The sequence below is a fragment of the Bradyrhizobium sp. USDA 376 genome (genome assembly GCF_054063675.1).
The window spans coordinates 5288313-5303706 of the sequence record NZ_JBSSGN010000001.1; the positions used below are offsets into that span (position 1 = coordinate 5288313).

Below are 15394 nucleotides of genomic sequence, written 5' to 3' on the forward strand. Positions count from 1 at the left end.
CAGCTTGCAGTAATCGATCCGACGTCCCTTGCGCGAACACCACGGAGCCTGGCCCAGGCGGCCCAATTAATTAGCCCTTATAGACGGCAACAGGGCCTGCTGCGGCGCACAAATTCTGCGTGTGCTCTGCTCCCTAGCAACCTGATTTTACTAATCAATTGCGCGGCTGCTGTGCTGCGATGTGGGGGGCATTCGATTGGTCGGGTTCCGCATGCGGGCGAGCGGGGCAGAACGGCCGCGACGTTTTGCGCTGCGGGTTGAATGCTTTCCCCACTCTGGAGTTGGAGACCGCCTGGGGTCGGCCAGCACCATCCGGCCTTCGTCGATTCGGATCCGAGGGCGCGTAAACGGCCGAGCGGCTCGACCCGCAATCGGCTTGCCTTCAATCGACGGTCATCAGCGCGGGCCCCGACCGGCTCGCGTTCGTGTGGCGGTCAAGGCGATGTCCCGGGTCCCTCCTCATGGGACCGCGGGCAGCACGCCCCGGAAATAACGGCACGCTCATTCAAGGTAAGGACGGACAGCGACAGCAGCCATCCGGATGCAAACTTTGCTTAAGGTGTCAGACACATAGTGGATGCATTTCAGCGTGAGATTGAAAGGCATGAATTGTGAATTCAGATCTTCGAACCGAGCTGGAAGGCATCATGGAGGATATCCAGAAGCGCCAACGGCATATTGAGGACCGGGTCTTTCTCATCAGTATTCTCGAGCGAGAGGGGCACATCACGCTCGACCAACAGGCCGCTCTTAGATTCGAACGCAAGCAGCTGGCGCTTCAAATGGAGCGGCAGACGAGCCTGCTCTCGAAAGCGCGGATCCGAGCCTAGCGCCATTCATTCTCAGGCACGGTTCCCGGCGGGGGCTTGAGTTGCTCGAGCCCGTCGTCGATCGCCCGAATGTCTTCCTCCATCCGCTCAATGGTCCGGCTCGGGTCGATGCCTGACACGGTCCGGAGTTGCTCGAGCAGCTGGCGCCGATGCGCGCGCAGCTCTTCGAGGCCGCGCCGGTCCTTGAGTGCCACATGAGAGGCAACGATCAATTCTATGGATGATGGCAATGCAATACCTATCGATTAAATGCGTCGATTAAAGCGTTTATTATAGAGATTTATGTGAACCGGAAAAGATCGTCTTCGTCGACATTAGGAAGATAGGGGCCTGAGCAGGCTGTCGTCCCGTTGACGCAGACGCACAGGTCACTTGCTCTTCTTTCGAAGGGCGACATTGCCGGACGGCAAAAACCGCTCAATCTTGCCGTCCGCCGAAGCGCACACGGCAGGTCGGCGAGATGGCTTTCCGTGACGACGCATCGCGTTGGTTTCGGTACTCGACTGCCACGTCGCGGGATGGGCATCATGGTTCCACCGAGCGCGTCCTTTACGGCTGGCGTTACGATCATTAATTTCATCTCGATATTTTTTGATTTGTCTTGCCCGTGTCAGCAGCCATTTCGCCAAGGCAATTGCAGACGATGTGTGATCGTTGCTTGATCTTCGACAGGAAGATTCAGAGATTCAAGGAGCTCGTCGTTCAGCTGTCTGATTTCGATGACGGCCTGGTCGAGCAGATCATGTGGAGAATAGCCAGGCTGCGGAGCATGAAGGCTGCGCTTCATCCCGAAGACGGATAGCCCGAGTCTTCTTTAAGACCAGGCTCCGGGCGATGGCCGCCATTCGTTTGGTCCGGCCGCGATAGTCCAACGGCGCCGTCCGCTCGAAATGCAGTGGCGGACGGCGCTGCTCCAGCCCCGGGAGGGAAATGCAAAGTCCCGGTTGTTCGAGTCTGCGGTTTCATTGATCTAGGTCAAACCAAAACCGCTTACTTGGTAAATCACGCCGAGTGTATCGAACCAGCCTGCTGAGCATCAATCGTTCGGTTGATATTGCGGGAAGAAAAGGAAAAAGCGTTCATCTGAACGTCGATGAGTAGGGCCTTCTTTCGAGATTCCGCACAGCAATATCGGACGAGATCATCGGGCACTTATCACTGGGTGCACGCTTGACGGGCACGAGGGGGCTTGGCAGGATCGGGAAAAATAGGCAATATTCAATTTTTGGACATTGCCATGCCAGCTTATCTCGTCCGCTCAATTGACAGTCATCAGATCGTCGGCCTTTTCTCCGCCGATCATCCCAGAAGTCTTGCCCATTCAGTCCAGGAATGGACAGAACGGGACCGTTGCGAATACGTCGAATTGCCAGCCGGCGGCCTGGTATGGGGAGAGGCTGCGGTTCGGGTGCCTATGAATCCGGGCATCGAGAGAGACGCTGAGTGGAACTTGCCCGAATTGCCTTTCACGAGCGCGACGCTGTCTGAAACCTGGCTCAATGTGCTCTACGGCTACACGCCCGGGCTTCGTTGGACGAAGTTCAGGGCCAAAAAGGGATCGCAATCGACTTCAGCCGAGCTTCCAGAGCCGGTGCGCTCGGCGCAGATCATTCCTCTGCGACCGCGCTCCCCAGCAAATGGCCAAGCGGGAAGATGAGCAATGACGCCGGAGAAGCTACGGAGTCACGTCACCTACTTGAGCGAATTGGGACCGGATTCCGAGGGGCGTGACGTCTTCGTGGGCCTGACTTACGGGGAAACTGTCTGGCTGATCAACTATCGCGAGCGGCGTGCGCGCGGTGAGCCGGGATGGAGCCGGGATCAAGCGGCTGCTCGCGAACTGGCAGCAAGGCACAACACAGCACACATCGAGATCGTGACCGCGCAGGCGGAAAAGCGCTTCGACAACCCGACCATCCACTAGCGTCTTTGGATTCTGCTGCCGCTGTTCATTCCGGCGCTCGGATGACGCGCAGCCTGTCCTGCGGATGCAGATCATCCGCAGAATTCAGCTTCCTCGTGTCATTTCGACGATGGTCAGCGGCAGACATACGTCCCGTTGACCAGCACGCGAACGCATGCCGTGCCTGCGGCCGCAGCGCCGACGGCCGCGGTCCCGACGACAGCGCGCCGGGTGGTCCGGCGTGCCACGCCGGCGACCGATACAGGGGTCGCGGGACGTCCGACCCGTGCATCTGCCTGGCTGAAGGACAGCGATGGTCCCTCGCTGGATGATCCGCTGATGGAGACAGACAGGCCTGCGCCGACCACGATGGTCGCAGCAAACAGCTTACCGATCATACCATACGTCATGACGACCTCCGTCTTTGCGGCGATGGTGTCGACTGACCCACGGGCCAGCCGGCGGACCCTTGATCAAGATCAAGGAAAAAGTGGAAATCCAGTTCGGGGGTCATCAGGTCAGCTTCAACGCCAGATGAATCGTTTGAGGATCTCGCTTCGCCGCAGGGCTGAAGCCGAGCCGTTCGAACACGCGGCGCATCGCCGTATTGTCCGACATGACCTCCGCAGTCAGTTCAGTCAGCCCGGCCTCGCGCGCGAGCGCAATGAGATGCTGCGCCAGCAGCGTGCCGATGCCGCGTCCCTGCCAGGCATCGACAACGACAAAGGCCATCTCTGCGCAGCCGGGCGTCGCGACGACGTAGCGGCCTCCGCCGATGATGACGTCTCGGCCCGCATCCTTCGCGCAGGCAACCAGGGCCACGTGATTCACGAAGTCGATCTCCATGAAATAGGCGCGCTCGCGGTCCGAGAAATGGCGCTTCGGTGCAAAGAAGCGACGCTGGCGTGTTTGCATGCTGGACTGGTCCAGCGCGTCGAGCATACCGACCTCATCCTCCGGCCGGAGTGCCCGGATCTCGACCGGGGTGCCGTCACGTAGCGTCTCCCGACAAGTGAAACTTGCTGGAGTCTCCATCAACGCGCGCCTTTCCCGTTCAGCCGCTTGCCGATACCTGCCGCCTGGCACGGATCAAGCCTGCCGCGAAAGGCAGCTCGCCAGGCTTGCGCAGGGAACCTCGCGCGCGGTCACTGACCGTTGACCTAAATCAACGTCGGCCATCCGCGGGCTCCTTGAATGGCTGGACGCGACGACGAGGGCGAACATGGCGATGGACAATCTGAAACTGCCGGATGGCCCGATGTCGGGCCTTGTGGCCTCCGCCGTCGAATACATGGTCGATGCGGGGCAGCGCAGTGTGCTGTTTCTGGACATCATGCGTCAGCGTGGCGACCAGTATCGCGAGCATGTCGCGCAGGTCGCGCCGCATGTGCTGCAATATGCTGCCGAATTGATCGCCGACGGCCGCACGCTGGAGGAGCCGGTCAACTACGCGCTTGTGCGCATCATTCCGCCCAAGGATGTCGAGATCGACATGAGCCGGCGGCCGTTCGTGGTGGTCGATCCGCGTGCCGGCCACGGGCCGGGCATTGGCGGCTTCAAGGCCGACAGCGAGATCGGCGTCGCGATGAAGGCGGGGCATCCCTGCTATTTCATCGGCTTCCTGCCCGAGCCGGTGCCGGGCCAGACCATCGAGCGCATCGCGCGCGCGGAAGCGCAATTCATCGAGACCGTCATCAGCCGTCATCCCGAAGCCGACGGCAAGCCCTGCGTGATCGGCAATTGCCAGGCCGGCTGGGCCGTCATGATCCTGGCATCGCTGCGCCCGGAGCTGTTCGGACCCCTGATCATCGCCGGCGCGCCGCTGGCTTATTGGGCCGGCGTGCACGGCCAGTATCCGATGCGCTATTCCGGTGGCCTTTTGGGCGGAAGCTGGCTGACGGCGCTGACGAGCGATCTCGGCGCGGGCAAGTTCGACGGCGCCTGGCTGGTGCAGAACTTCGAGAACCAGAACCCGTCCAACACGCTCTGGACCAAGCAGTACAACGTCTATTCCAAGGTCGACACCGAGGCCGAACGCTATCTGGATTTCGAGCGCTGGTGGGGCGGGCACGTCAACCTCAATGCCGAAGAGATCCAGTTCATCGTCGACGAGCTGTTCATCGGCAACAATCTCGCCGCCGGCCGCATCGAGATGTCGGACGGACAGAAGGTCGACCTGCGCAATATCCGCTCGCCGATCGTGGTGTTCTGCTCCAAGGGCGACAACGTCACGCCGCCGCAGCAGGCGCTCGACTGGATTTTGGACTGCTACGCCGACGTCGACGAGATCAGGGCGTATGGCCAGACCATCGTCTATACCGTCCACGAGAGCATCGGCCATCTCGGCATCTTCGTATCCGGCGGTGTCGCCAAGAAGGAGCATGCCGAGTTTTCCAGCAACATCGATTTGATCGACGTGCTTCCGCCCGGGCTCTATGAGGCGACGTTCGAGGCGAGGGGCGACGAGACGCTCAATGCCGATCTCGCGGTTGGGCAGTGGGTGATGCGCTGTGAGGCCCGCACGCTCGACGATATCCGCGCGATGGGGGGCAATTCGCCCGAGGATGAGAGGCGGTTTGCCGCCGCCAAGCGCGTCTCGGAACTCAATCTGGCGGCCTATCAGAAGTTCGTCCAACCCTGGGTCAAGAAGATGGTGACCCCGCAGGTGGCGGACTGGGCGCGCAACATGCATCCGCTGCGAATGCAATACGAGGCCTTCAGCAGCCGGAATCCCTGGATGTCCACCGTCAAGGCGGCCGCCGATCGCGTCGAGGACAACCGCAGGCCGGTCTCGAAGGACAATCCGTTCCTGGCATTCCAGGAGCAGATGTCGAAGCAGATTGTCCATGCGCTCGACAGCTGGCGCGACGCGCAGGAGGCTCTGAGCGAGACCATCTTCCTCAATGTCTACGGCTCGCCATTGCTGCAAGCGGCCGTAGGCGTCGATCCGAATTCCGCGCCCTCGCAGCGCCGCGAGATGTCGGCGGAGCATCGCGCGATGCTCAAGAAGCGAATCTCCGAGCTGAAATCGCGCATCGGCGAGGGCGGGCTTCGCGAAGCAGCGCTCCGTTCGCTGCTCTATGTCGGCTCCGCCCGCGGCATGGTGGACGAGCGCAGCATCGAGGCGCTGCGGCAGGTGCGGCGGGACCATGCCGGCCCCCGGATGACGCTGGCCGAATTCAAGATGTTGGTCCGCGAGCAGTTTTTCATGCTGCTGCTCGATCGCGACGGTGCGCTGGCTGCGATCCCGAAATTGCTGCCCGACGACATGAGCCAGCGGCGCCAGGCCTTCGCCGCGATGCGCGAGGTACTGTCGGCGAGCGAGGACATCACCGGCGAGCGCGCCCATCGCCTGAAGCAGATCGCCGGGCTTTTTGGTCTCGCCGGAGAGGGAGAGCTGACGTCGAACGTCGCCCCTTTCGACTCCAAGGCAGAGAAGGCAAGAGCGTCGTAACGCGGATTGGCGGAAGCGGGAGTGACATGATGTCGGCCGACACGACGGGGGCCCATTCCGGCAGCAAATACGACCGCCTGATCGCGGCGGCGAAGGCGGGGGCGCCCCTGCCGACCATCGTCGTTCACCCTTGCGACGAGACCTCGTTGCGCGGCGCCATCGACAGTGCAAGCGCCGGCATCATCCGGCCGATCCTTGTCGGGCCCGAGCGGAAGATCAGGGATACGGCCGCCAAATTCGATCTCGACGTGTCCGGGTTCGAGATTGTCGATGCCGCGCATAGCGAGGACGCCGCGGCCAAGGGCGTCGAGCTCATCCATGCCGCCAAAGGCGAGCTGCTGATGAAAGGCAGCCTTCACACCGACGAATTGATGCGCGCCGTCACGGCCAAGACTGGCGGCCTGCGCACCGACCGGCGCATCAGCCACGTCTTCGTCATGGATGTGCCGGCCTACGCCGAGACCATCTTCGTGACGGATGCCGCGATCAACATCTTCCCCGATCTCGACGCCAAGCGCGACATCATCCAGAACGCGATCGACCTCTACAACCAGGTCGGCGTTGGTAAGACCCCGCGGGTCGCGATCCTGTCGGCGGTCGAGACCGTGACCTCGAAAATCCCCTCGACGATCGAGGCCGCGGCCCTCTGCAAGATGGCCGATCGCGGCCAGATCACCGGCGGCATGCTCGATGGTCCGCTGGCGTTCGACAATGCGATCGACTTGGAAGCCGCGCGGATCAAGGGCATCACCTCCGAGGTCGCCGGCCGTGCGCAGATCCTGGTCGTTCCGGACCTCGAGGCCGGAAACATGCTGGCCAAGAACCTCGCCTATTTCGCCAAGGCGGATGGCGCGGGCATCGTGCTCGGCGCCCGCGTGCCGGTGGTCCTCACCTCGCGGGCGGATTCACCACGCGCGCGCATGGCATCCTGCGCGGTTGCCGCGCTCTATGCTCGCGCCAGGCGCCAGAAGGCGCCGACAGTGGCCGCGTGACGCCATGGATACGATCCTCGTCGTCAATGCCGGCTCCTCCAGCGTCAAGTTTCAAGTCTATTCGATCGAGGGCGAGGGGACCCTTCGGCGGCAGATCAAGGGACAGATCGACGGCATCGGCAGCCGGCCGCGTCTGCGCGCCGGCGGCACGAGCAACGGCCCATTGGTCGATCGCGCCTACCCGATCGAAGCCGTGCCGGATGTCCCGGCGGCAATGGCTGTTGCCGGCGACTGGTTGCGGAACGAGCTTCGGGTGACGCCGATCGCGGTCGGCCACCGCGTCGTGCATGGCGGTCCGGACTATTCGCGGCCGGTCGTGATCGACCACGGCGTCGTGTGCAGGCTGGAGCGCTTCGTCAGTCTGGCGCCGCTGCATCAGCCGCATAACCTGGCGCCGATCCGCTCGCTCCTCGCGAACTTCCCGACGCTGTTCCAGGTGGCCTGTTTCGACACCGCCTTCCACCGCACGCACGAGGCGGTCGCAGACCACTATGCCATCCCGCACCAGCTTCATGCCGAGGGCGTGCGGCGCTATGGCTTTCACGGCCTGTCCTATGAATACATCGCTCGAACACTGCCCCATGTCGCGCCCGAGATCGCCAGCGGGCGCGTGATCGTCGCCCATCTCGGCAGTGGCGCCTCGATGTGCGCCTTGAAGGACGGGCGCAGCGTCGAGAGCACCATGGGCTTCACGGCGCTCGATGGCCTGCCGATGGGAACGCGGCCGGGGACGATCGATCCCGGCGTGGTGCTCTATCTCATTTCGGAGAAGGGCATGTCGGCTTCGAGGGTGCAGGACTTTCTCTACCGCGAGTGCGGACTGAAGGGCCTGTCCGGCGTCAGCAACGACATGCGGGAACTCGAGGCGAGCACCGATGCCCATGCACGGCTCGCGATCGACTACTTCGTCTACCGGATCGGGCTCAGTGCGGGCATGTTGGCTGCGGCCTTGCAGGGTCTGGATGCCTTCGTCTTCACTGCCGGCATCGGCGAGAATTCGGCATCGATCCGGGCTCGCGTGGCAGAGCAGTTCGCCTGGCTCGGTGTAACCCTCGATGCCGACGAAAATGCCCGTCATTCACGGCTGATCTCGCATTCCGGCAGTCGCATCCCCGTCTATGTCGTCCCGACCGACGAGGAGCTGATGATTGCGCAGCACACGCTGGCGATGCTGGTCAACGGCTCGTCGCAAAGCACACGATCTGAGAGGGTGTCATGATCCCAGTATTCCCGGACAGCAAGGTGGCCCTGAAGGGAAAGAAGGGCCTGATCGTCGGTATCGCCAATGACCAGTCCATCGCCTGGGGCTGTGCGCGGGCGTTTCGTGCGCTCGGCGCCGATCTCGCGGTCACTTACCTGAACGATCGCGCCAAAAAACATGTCGAGCCCCTGGCGCAGGCGCTGGAGGCGCCGATCTTCATGCCGCTGGACGTGATGGTCGAAGGACAGACCGAAGCGGTGTTCGAGCGCATTGCGGCCGAGTGGGGCCAGCTCGACTTCCTGCTTCACTCGATCGCCTTCTCGCCCAAGGAGGCGTTGCACGGCCGTGTCGTCGACGTCGGCCGCGACGGTTTCCTCAAGACCATGGATGTCTCGTGCTGGTCGTTCATGCGCATGGCTCATCTCGCCGAGCCGCTCATGAAGAACGGCGGCACTCTGTTCACCATGACCTATTACGGCAGCCAGATGGTGGTGGAGAACTACAACGTCATGGGCGTGGCCAAGGCCGCGCTCGAGGCGTCGGTCCGCTACATCGCGGCCGAGCTGGGTCCGAAGGGCATCCGCGTTCACGCGATCTCGCCGGGCCCGCTGGCGACGCGCGCAGCATCAGGCATTCCCGAATTCGACGAGCTCATGGACAAGGCGCAGTCGAAGGCCCCGTCGCGCAGCCTCGTCAACATCGACGACGTCGGCAACGCCACTGCCTTCCTGGCGCTTGACGGCGCCAAGCTGATGACCGGCGGCGTGCTCTACATCGACGGCGGGTATCACATCATCGACTGACCCCGACCACGTGTTGTCACGCCGGGTTGGCAGTCAGGAGGCTGTGGGCTGATCGTGGCATAATGCCAGTGTTTTGCCCGACGGGTCAAACGATTTGGCCAGGCAGAAAAAGGCCGGCAGAAAAAGTGCAATGCCGTCAATGCCGCCGCTACTGTGCATGGGGTTGTTTTCGACCTTTTTTGATTCAGTGATAGTGCAGCGCAATCAGCTCGGCGATGCAGGCCGGCTTCTTGCCGCCCTCGATCTCGATCACAAGGTGATAGTTGACGCGCAACCCGTCCGGCGGCACGTCCTCGGCTTCGGCGACGGTGACGCGGCCGCGCAGCTTCGAGCCCGCCGGCACCGGCGCCAGATATCTGATCCGGTCGGCGCCGTAGTTCAGCGTGTTGCGCAGGCCCTTCAGGCCAATCACCGATCGGATGAAGAGGGGCGCCAGCGCCAGCGACAGCAGGCCGTGGGCGATGGTCTTGCCGCCGGGCATCTCCTTGGCTGCGCGCTCCTGATCGACATGGATCCATTGCTCGTCGCAGGTCGCCTCCGCGAACTGGTTGATGCGCGCTTGCGACACCTCAACCCAGTCGCTGACGCCGATCTCGGTGCCGACGGCGGATTTGATTTCGTTGAAATCGCTGAATATGCGCATGGTCACCCCGTCAGATCTTCATTTCCGGGACAGTGTCGGGAATGGCGAGCTCGGCCTCCGTCACCGCCAGGACTTCGCCGATGCTGATGCCCGGTGCTGTTTCGAGCAGCGTCGCCCTGCCGTCGGGAAAGCCGATGACGGCCATGTCGGTGACGACGAGGCTCACCGGCCGCGCCGAGGTCAGCGGCAGCGTGCATTGGGCAACGATCTTCGACTTGCCCTTGGCCGCGTGCTGCATGGCGACGATGACGCGCTTGGCACCGCTGACGAGGTCCATCGCGCCGCCCATGCCCGGGACCATCTTGCCCGGGATCATCCAGTTGGCGAGAAGGCCGTGCGCATCGACCTGAAGGCCGCCGAGCACGGTGACGTCGACATGGCCCCCGCGGATCAGGCCGAACGACATCGCGCTGTCGAAGGTCGACGCACCCGGAAGCGCGCTGATGGGCCGGCCGCCGGCGTCGGTGAGCAGGGGATGCGCCATTCCCTGCTCCGGTATCGGCCCGGTGCCAATCAGCCCGTTCTCGGACTGGAAGAAGACCTTGAGATCGGACGGAACATAGTTCGCGACCAGCGTCGGGATGCCGATGCCGAGATTGACGAGATTGCCGTCGCGGAGTTCTTTGGCGACGCGGCGGGCGATGATGATCTGCGGATCCATGGCGTCACCCGTTTGCAATGATGTAGTCGACCAGCGGCGCCGGCGTGACGACGTGATCGGGTGCGATGACGCCGACGGGTACGATGTGCTCGGCCACGACAATGACCGTGTCGGCCGCCATGGCCATGATCGGATTGAAATTGCGCGCGGTCAGCGCGTAGGCGAGATTGCCGAGATAGTCGGCGAGGAAGGCATGGATCAGCGCGAACTGCGCGCGAATGGCGGTCTCGAGCAGAAACGGCTTGCCGTCGACCTCGATCTGGCGCTTGCCTTCCGCAACGAGGGTGCCGACGCCGGTCGGCGTCAGCACGCCGCCCAATCCGCATCCGCCCGCCCTGATGCGTTCGACGAAGGTGCCTTGCGGCACGAGATCGACCGAGATCTGCTTTCCAAGCATCTGCTGCTGGGCCTTCGGATTGAGGCCGATATGCGTCGCGGTCAACTTCGAGACCAGCGTCGCATCGAACAGCTTGCCGACGCCTTTGCCGGGCGTGGCCGCATCGTTGCAGATCAGGGACAGGCCTGCCTTGTTTTGCCGGACGAGCTCATCCAGCAGACGTTCCGGTGTCCCGACGCCCATGAACCCGCCGACCATGACGCTCGCGCCGGAGGGGATCATCGCGACGGCTTCTTCGACGGAAACGGCCTTCATGGTCGGACCTCCGGTCGGCAAGTGCAGGTTGAATTGCGGGTCGATGTTGGAGGCGGGCGGTCTCGCAGCTTTGATCTGCGTCAAAGCCGCCGGCTGATTACTGCGGGACGACGCCGATGCTTTTCAGCGTCTCGTTCCAGAGTCTGCGCACCTCGGCATGCCGCCGATCGAGCGCTGCGCTCACGGCGTCCCGAAAAGGAAGTAGATCCGGTCCCTTCAGGAACAGGATCTGCGCCTGCAATAACCGGCCGCTCTCGAACTCGATGCGGCGCAGCGCCGTCACGAAAGGATCGTTGGCATTGGCGTCCGTCGGCAGCAGGGCCGCGGGCCGGATCCCGGCGTGGACGGCATGCGCGAGGGTGGCGAGCTGGACGACCTGCGCGCGGGCGCGATCGGCGATGCCTTCGATCGGCGCCGGAAGCCAGGACATCTCCCAGGACGCGGCCATGGGGCCCAGCGCGAGGTCCGGGACCCAGGCGGTTGCACGCATCAGAAGCGAGACGATCTCGCTCTCGCGATAGAGCTGGGCGTTCAGCTCGGTCTGCCAGGCTGCGTCGAACTTCGCGGGAAGGGCAAGCGCGAATTGCCGCGCCAGCGCACCATGGGCGGAGAGCAGGAATGCGGAGACCCGCGATTGCTGGTGCGGCGGGACGCGGCCGTCGGCCTCCAGCGGTCCGAGGAACGCGCTCATATTGCCGCCCTCTGCACCGGGATCGCGCGCAGATGGTCATACCCGTCCGGAAACGGTGAAAAATCTCCGCCGGCCTCTTCCGGCGCGATCAAGACCTGCTTGTTGCCCTGCCAGCGGCCGGCCATCACGTCTTCGGCAAAGCGCGCCAGCAGGTCGGCGGTGAGAGCCGCCTTTTCCAGGGTGAAGGCGTGATAGGCCCTCGGAATGATGACGAGCGCGCTGTCGGGAATCTCGAGCCGGAGGGTCTCGTGCAACGAGCGTGGCGTGAGGAAGTCGAACTCGCCATTCAGGATCATGGTCGGGACCGTGATCGAGGCGAGCTGCGGCGTCAGCGGCTTGAAGTCGAGAAAGGACTCCATCAGGTTCTGAAGGGCGTAGACGTCGTTCACGAGCCAGCCCTGCCGCTTCACGCTGTCGAGCTTGTCCAGCAGCGGCTTCAGCCATTGATCCGAGAGGTTCATCGGCAGCAACAGATCCTGGAGATAACTGGTGCCGCCAAGGATGAGGCCGGTCCGCAGGGCATTGCCGATCAGCAGCAGTTGCGGCGAAAGCTCGGCAAAGCAGCTCATCGGCACCAGCCCGGACAGCCGCGCGCCGTGCGCGATGGCATAGCGCAGCGCGATCAGTCCGCCGAAACTGATGCCGCCGAGGAAGACCGGGCCATCGCCGAGCTCGCCGATCAGGCGATGCAGCACGGCGACGTGGTCGTCCTGATCGATGAACAGCGCCGGCTTGTCGGAGGCGCCCTGGCCGAGCAGGTCGAATGTCGCGACCCGAATATGCCGTGCGACCAGCGCGTCGCGATAGGCGCCCCAGAGCTCGGAATATTGCGTGAGGCCGTTAACCAGCACAAAGGCCGGCGCATCTGCCGGTCCGTCGAGCTCATAGCGGATCCGATATGAGCCATGACTGAGGAAGGGCATTGCGGGCACCGGCCGGGTGATGATGGCCGCGATCCTCGACGCGGGGGCGGCGATTCCATTGAGCTAAATCAAACTTCCCAGGGGCACCCAACCTAGCGTGCGCGCAAAACACTGCCAGGAGGGAGTCGCCATGACCGGGAGAAACGCGCTCAAGCGTTGCATCGTCAGCCTGATCTTGTTGCTGGTTGGCACCGCGCTTGCGGTGGCGCAGCCGTTCACCCGCCGCTCGTCGCAGATGCAGCATGACGGTCTCAAGAAGACCTATGAGATCGCGAATTTCCGCCTCGGCGGAAAGTACGACCTGGCCGATCCCTCGAAATGGGAGAATGGCGGCGAGGGCGGCGTGACGCTGGAATCGCTTGGCGGCGGCAAGCTGCGCACCGGCTACATCGCGATCGGCAACGCGCGTCGCAATGCCGCCGGCGAAATCACCAATGCCATCGTGATCAACTCCTATTATTCCGGCGACTCCACCGACATGTACGAGCAGTGGGTCAAAGGCGCTGCCCTGTCGGGCGGCGTGCCGATCATCGGTCCGGGCTGGCCGATCGACACCGACCGCTATTACGTCATCATGGTCGATCCGCTCGGCACCTGGGGGGCGAGCAAGCCATCCGACGGTCTCGGCATCAAGTTTCCGCAGTACAGCTACTACGACATGGTGCAGGCGAACTATCGCCTGCTGCGCGACGAGCTGAAGGTCGCGCGCGTCGCTCTGGTGACCGGCGTCTCCATGGGCGGCACCCAGACCTATGTCTGGGGCGTCATGCATCCCGAATATATCGGCGCGTTGATGCCGATCGGCGGCACCACGCAGTCCGACGGCGAGGATCCTGTCGGCAACTGGACCTTCCAGATGATGACGGCCGCGATCCAGGGCGACCCGGTCTGGCAGGCGACCAAGGGTGACTATTACAAGCTGCCCAAGGAGAAGCACCCGGTGCCGGGCGTGGCATTCGGCTGGTCGATCCTCGGCATGACGGGCTATGACTTCGCTTTCCGCACCACCCAGAACTGGGCGGCGGTCCAGCCCGAGATTTTCTACTGGGACCCGCCGAACGAGAAAGCCGGCTTGAACGTCACCAACCGCGCCAAGCTCTACGACGCGGTCGATCTCGTCTGGCGCAACCGAGTGGGCGAGACCCACAACGTCAATCCCTATCTCGGCCGCATCCAGGCCCGCACGCTGGTGATGCACATCACCAATGACCTCTGGCTCAACTTCAAGCTCGCCCAGCAGGCCGTCGATCGCGTGCCCGGCGCGGACCTGATCGCGCAGGAGAGTCCGGTCGCGCATTACGGCGTGTTCCCAATCATCAACCAGCGCAAGAACGATCCGAAGTTCGTCGCCTTCATGGATGACGTTGCGAGTCTCGATCGTGCGCAGAAATTCGTCGACAAGAATTATCGCGTGCCCGACGTCGCAAAGAACATCGATCCGAAGAAGTCGTTCTGGAAGGCGTATGTGACCTATCCCTATCCGGTCAAGTTCGGCAATGCCAAGGACAAGAGCGGCAATTCCTGGGAAATCGGGTACATGGACGAGTATGCCGGCACCGACAAGGACCCGAAGGTGCTCGTCATCATCCACGGCAAGGGCGCATTCGGCGGGCACTACGGCAACATCATGCAGTATGCCTTGCGCAGCGGCCTGCGCGTGATTGTGCCCGACCTGCCGCATTACGGCATGTCCGGTCCCGGCAATCTCGACAAGAGCCCGGCGCGCACCATGCAGGACATGCGCGAGGTCATCTACGATCTCGTCGTCAACCAGCTCGGCGTCAAGAAGGCCTATTATCTCGGCCACTCGCTCGGCGGCCAGTTCGTAGTGGGCTACGCGCTGACCTGGCCGGATGCGGTGCAGGGCCTCGCCCTCGAAGCCCCCTCCGGCCTCGAGGAATATCCGCGCGAGATCACCATCGCCAAGGACAAGAAGGCGCCTCTTTTCGCCGACGGCCTTGGCCGCGATTTCGACAAATGGAAGCAGGTCTGGGATCAGACCGGGATCCTCGCGGCGGAGAAGGCGCGCGATGAGCAGAACATCCGTGACTTCTTCTATTTCAAGAAGCGTGATCCGAACACCGGCGCAGTTTCAGCTGCCAAGAGCGGGTACTTCTTCAGCGACAGCGAATATGCCCGCTTGCACACCGAGCAGCGCGTCGGGCTCACCAGGGGCAACCCGAAAGAGCTCGAGCAATGGAGCAACGTTTTCATCTTCGACATCTACACGATCGGAGCGGAGCTTCAGCAGGATGATCCGAAGAATCTCTATGAGCGCGTCACCAAGATCAAGGCGCCGATCTTCCTGTCATTCGGCGACAAGGAGCCGTTCATTCCGACGCCCGCCTTCAACGGGCTCACGGATCTCGGGCGCGACGTCATCACACCCTTCATGTCGCGGATGATCAATGCCGGCAACCGGCCGATCCTCAAGATCTATCCGGAGACCGGACATTTCATCCATACGGACAACCCGGTCGAGTTCTCCGTCGACGTGGTGGATTTCGTCACCAAGGGAACGGTCGATACCTCGTCGCCGCTCGGCACCGACCGTATGATCAGGGGCGCGGTGGTGTCGGCGCTGCCGGTGGCCCCGACGCCTCCCGGCGCGGCGCCGACTGCGGGCCTCAACAAATAGGAC

The 15394-nt window shown here is 63.0% G+C and carries 16 protein-coding genes; 7 read left to right on the top strand and 9 right to left on the bottom strand.

Translation table 11 applies throughout. The annotated features are described in order from the left end of the window. Positions 1 to 617 precede the first annotated feature (617 nt). Positions 618 to 836 (bottom strand): hypothetical protein, encoded by a 219-nt coding sequence (locus tag ACVJ19_RS24400; protein ID WP_453951642.1) that lies wholly within the window; start codon positions 834 to 836, stop codon positions 618 to 620. Beyond that, on the bottom strand, positions 827 to 1024 hold the full coding sequence (locus tag ACVJ19_RS24405) for a hypothetical protein (protein WP_453951643.1): 198 nt from the start codon (positions 1022 to 1024) through the stop codon (positions 827 to 829). The genes ACVJ19_RS24400 and ACVJ19_RS24405 overlap by 10 nt, the downstream gene beginning before the upstream one ends. Before the next feature lie 995 nt (positions 1025 to 2019). Between ACVJ19_RS24405 and ACVJ19_RS24410 the strand changes: the two genes are divergently transcribed. Further along, positions 2020 to 2487, top strand: a complete 468-nt coding sequence (locus tag ACVJ19_RS24410) for a hypothetical protein (RefSeq protein WP_453951645.1) — start codon at positions 2020 to 2022, stop codon at positions 2485 to 2487. Between the two features lie 3 nt (positions 2488 to 2490). Continuing rightward, the gene (locus tag ACVJ19_RS24415; RefSeq protein WP_453951646.1) at positions 2491 to 2754 is read left to right on the top strand and encodes a hypothetical protein; all 264 of its coding nucleotides are present in this window, start codon (positions 2491 to 2493) and stop codon (positions 2752 to 2754) included. Positions 2755 to 2867: 113 nt separating this feature from the next. Here ACVJ19_RS24415 and ACVJ19_RS24420 read toward each other — a convergent pair whose 3' ends face one another. Continuing rightward, positions 2868 to 3143, bottom strand: a complete 276-nt coding sequence (locus tag ACVJ19_RS24420) for a hypothetical protein (protein ID WP_453951647.1) — start codon at positions 3141 to 3143, stop codon at positions 2868 to 2870. Between the two features lie 103 nt (positions 3144 to 3246). Then, entirely contained in the window at positions 3247 to 3768 is a 522-nt protein-coding gene (locus ACVJ19_RS24425; protein ID WP_456739446.1) for an N-acetyltransferase family protein, read from the bottom strand. 187 nt (positions 3769 to 3955) lie between these two features. Here ACVJ19_RS24425 and ACVJ19_RS24430 point away from each other — a divergent pair, with 187 nt between their 5' ends. Genes ACVJ19_RS24430 through fabI form a run of 4 tightly spaced genes read left to right on the top strand, consistent with a single transcriptional unit; the run spans position 3956 to position 9183 of the window. Further along, a complete protein-coding gene (locus tag ACVJ19_RS24430) occupies positions 3956 to 6187 on the top strand; it encodes a DUF3141 domain-containing protein (RefSeq protein ID WP_453951649.1) in 2232 nt (743 codons plus the stop codon). 29 nt (positions 6188 to 6216) lie between these two features. Next, positions 6217 to 7179, top strand: coding sequence for a phosphate acetyltransferase (locus ACVJ19_RS24435; protein ID WP_453955197.1), 963 nt, complete (start codon positions 6217 to 6219; stop codon positions 7177 to 7179). 4 nt (positions 7180 to 7183) lie between these two features. Beyond that, the gene (locus ACVJ19_RS24440) at positions 7184 to 8398 is read left to right on the top strand and encodes an acetate/propionate family kinase (RefSeq protein ID WP_453951650.1); all 1215 of its coding nucleotides are present in this window, start codon (positions 7184 to 7186) and stop codon (positions 8396 to 8398) included. Then, positions 8395 to 9183, top strand: coding sequence for an enoyl-ACP reductase FabI (gene fabI, locus ACVJ19_RS24445; RefSeq protein WP_453951651.1), 789 nt, complete (start codon positions 8395 to 8397; stop codon positions 9181 to 9183). Before ACVJ19_RS24440 ends, fabI begins: the two co-directional genes overlap by 4 nt. A gap of 184 nt (positions 9184 to 9367) precedes the next feature. On the opposite strand, the gene ACVJ19_RS24450 is transcribed toward fabI, so the two are convergent. The 5 genes from ACVJ19_RS24450 to ACVJ19_RS24470 all read right to left on the bottom strand — a co-directional run bounded on the left by ACVJ19_RS24450 (position 9368) and on the right by ACVJ19_RS24470 (position 12753). Then, positions 9368 to 9826, bottom strand: coding sequence for a MaoC family dehydratase (locus tag ACVJ19_RS24450; RefSeq protein WP_456739447.1), 459 nt, complete (start codon positions 9824 to 9826; stop codon positions 9368 to 9370). A 10-nt stretch (positions 9827 to 9836) separates the two neighbouring features. After that, complete coding sequence (locus ACVJ19_RS24455; protein WP_453951652.1) at positions 9837 to 10487, bottom strand: 3-oxoacid CoA-transferase subunit B; 651 nt, start codon at positions 10485 to 10487, stop codon at positions 9837 to 9839. Positions 10488 to 10491: 4 nt separating this feature from the next. Next, positions 10492 to 11139, bottom strand: a complete 648-nt coding sequence (locus ACVJ19_RS24460) for a CoA transferase subunit A (protein ID WP_453951653.1) — start codon at positions 11137 to 11139, stop codon at positions 10492 to 10494. A gap of 97 nt (positions 11140 to 11236) precedes the next feature. After that, positions 11237 to 11830 carry a hypothetical protein gene (locus ACVJ19_RS24465; RefSeq protein ID WP_453951654.1) on the bottom strand — a complete coding sequence of 198 codons (594 nt, stop codon included), beginning with the start codon at positions 11828 to 11830 and terminating at the stop codon, positions 11237 to 11239. After that, positions 11827 to 12753 (bottom strand): alpha/beta fold hydrolase, encoded by a 927-nt coding sequence (locus ACVJ19_RS24470; protein ID WP_453951655.1) that lies wholly within the window; start codon positions 12751 to 12753, stop codon positions 11827 to 11829. Before ACVJ19_RS24470 ends, ACVJ19_RS24465 begins: the two co-directional genes overlap by 4 nt. A 130-nt stretch (positions 12754 to 12883) precedes the next feature. Between ACVJ19_RS24470 and ACVJ19_RS24475 the strand changes: the two genes are divergently transcribed. After that, positions 12884 to 15391, top strand: a complete 2508-nt coding sequence (locus ACVJ19_RS24475; RefSeq protein WP_453951656.1) for an alpha/beta hydrolase — start codon at positions 12884 to 12886, stop codon at positions 15389 to 15391. Positions 15392 to 15394: the final 3 nt, after the last annotated feature.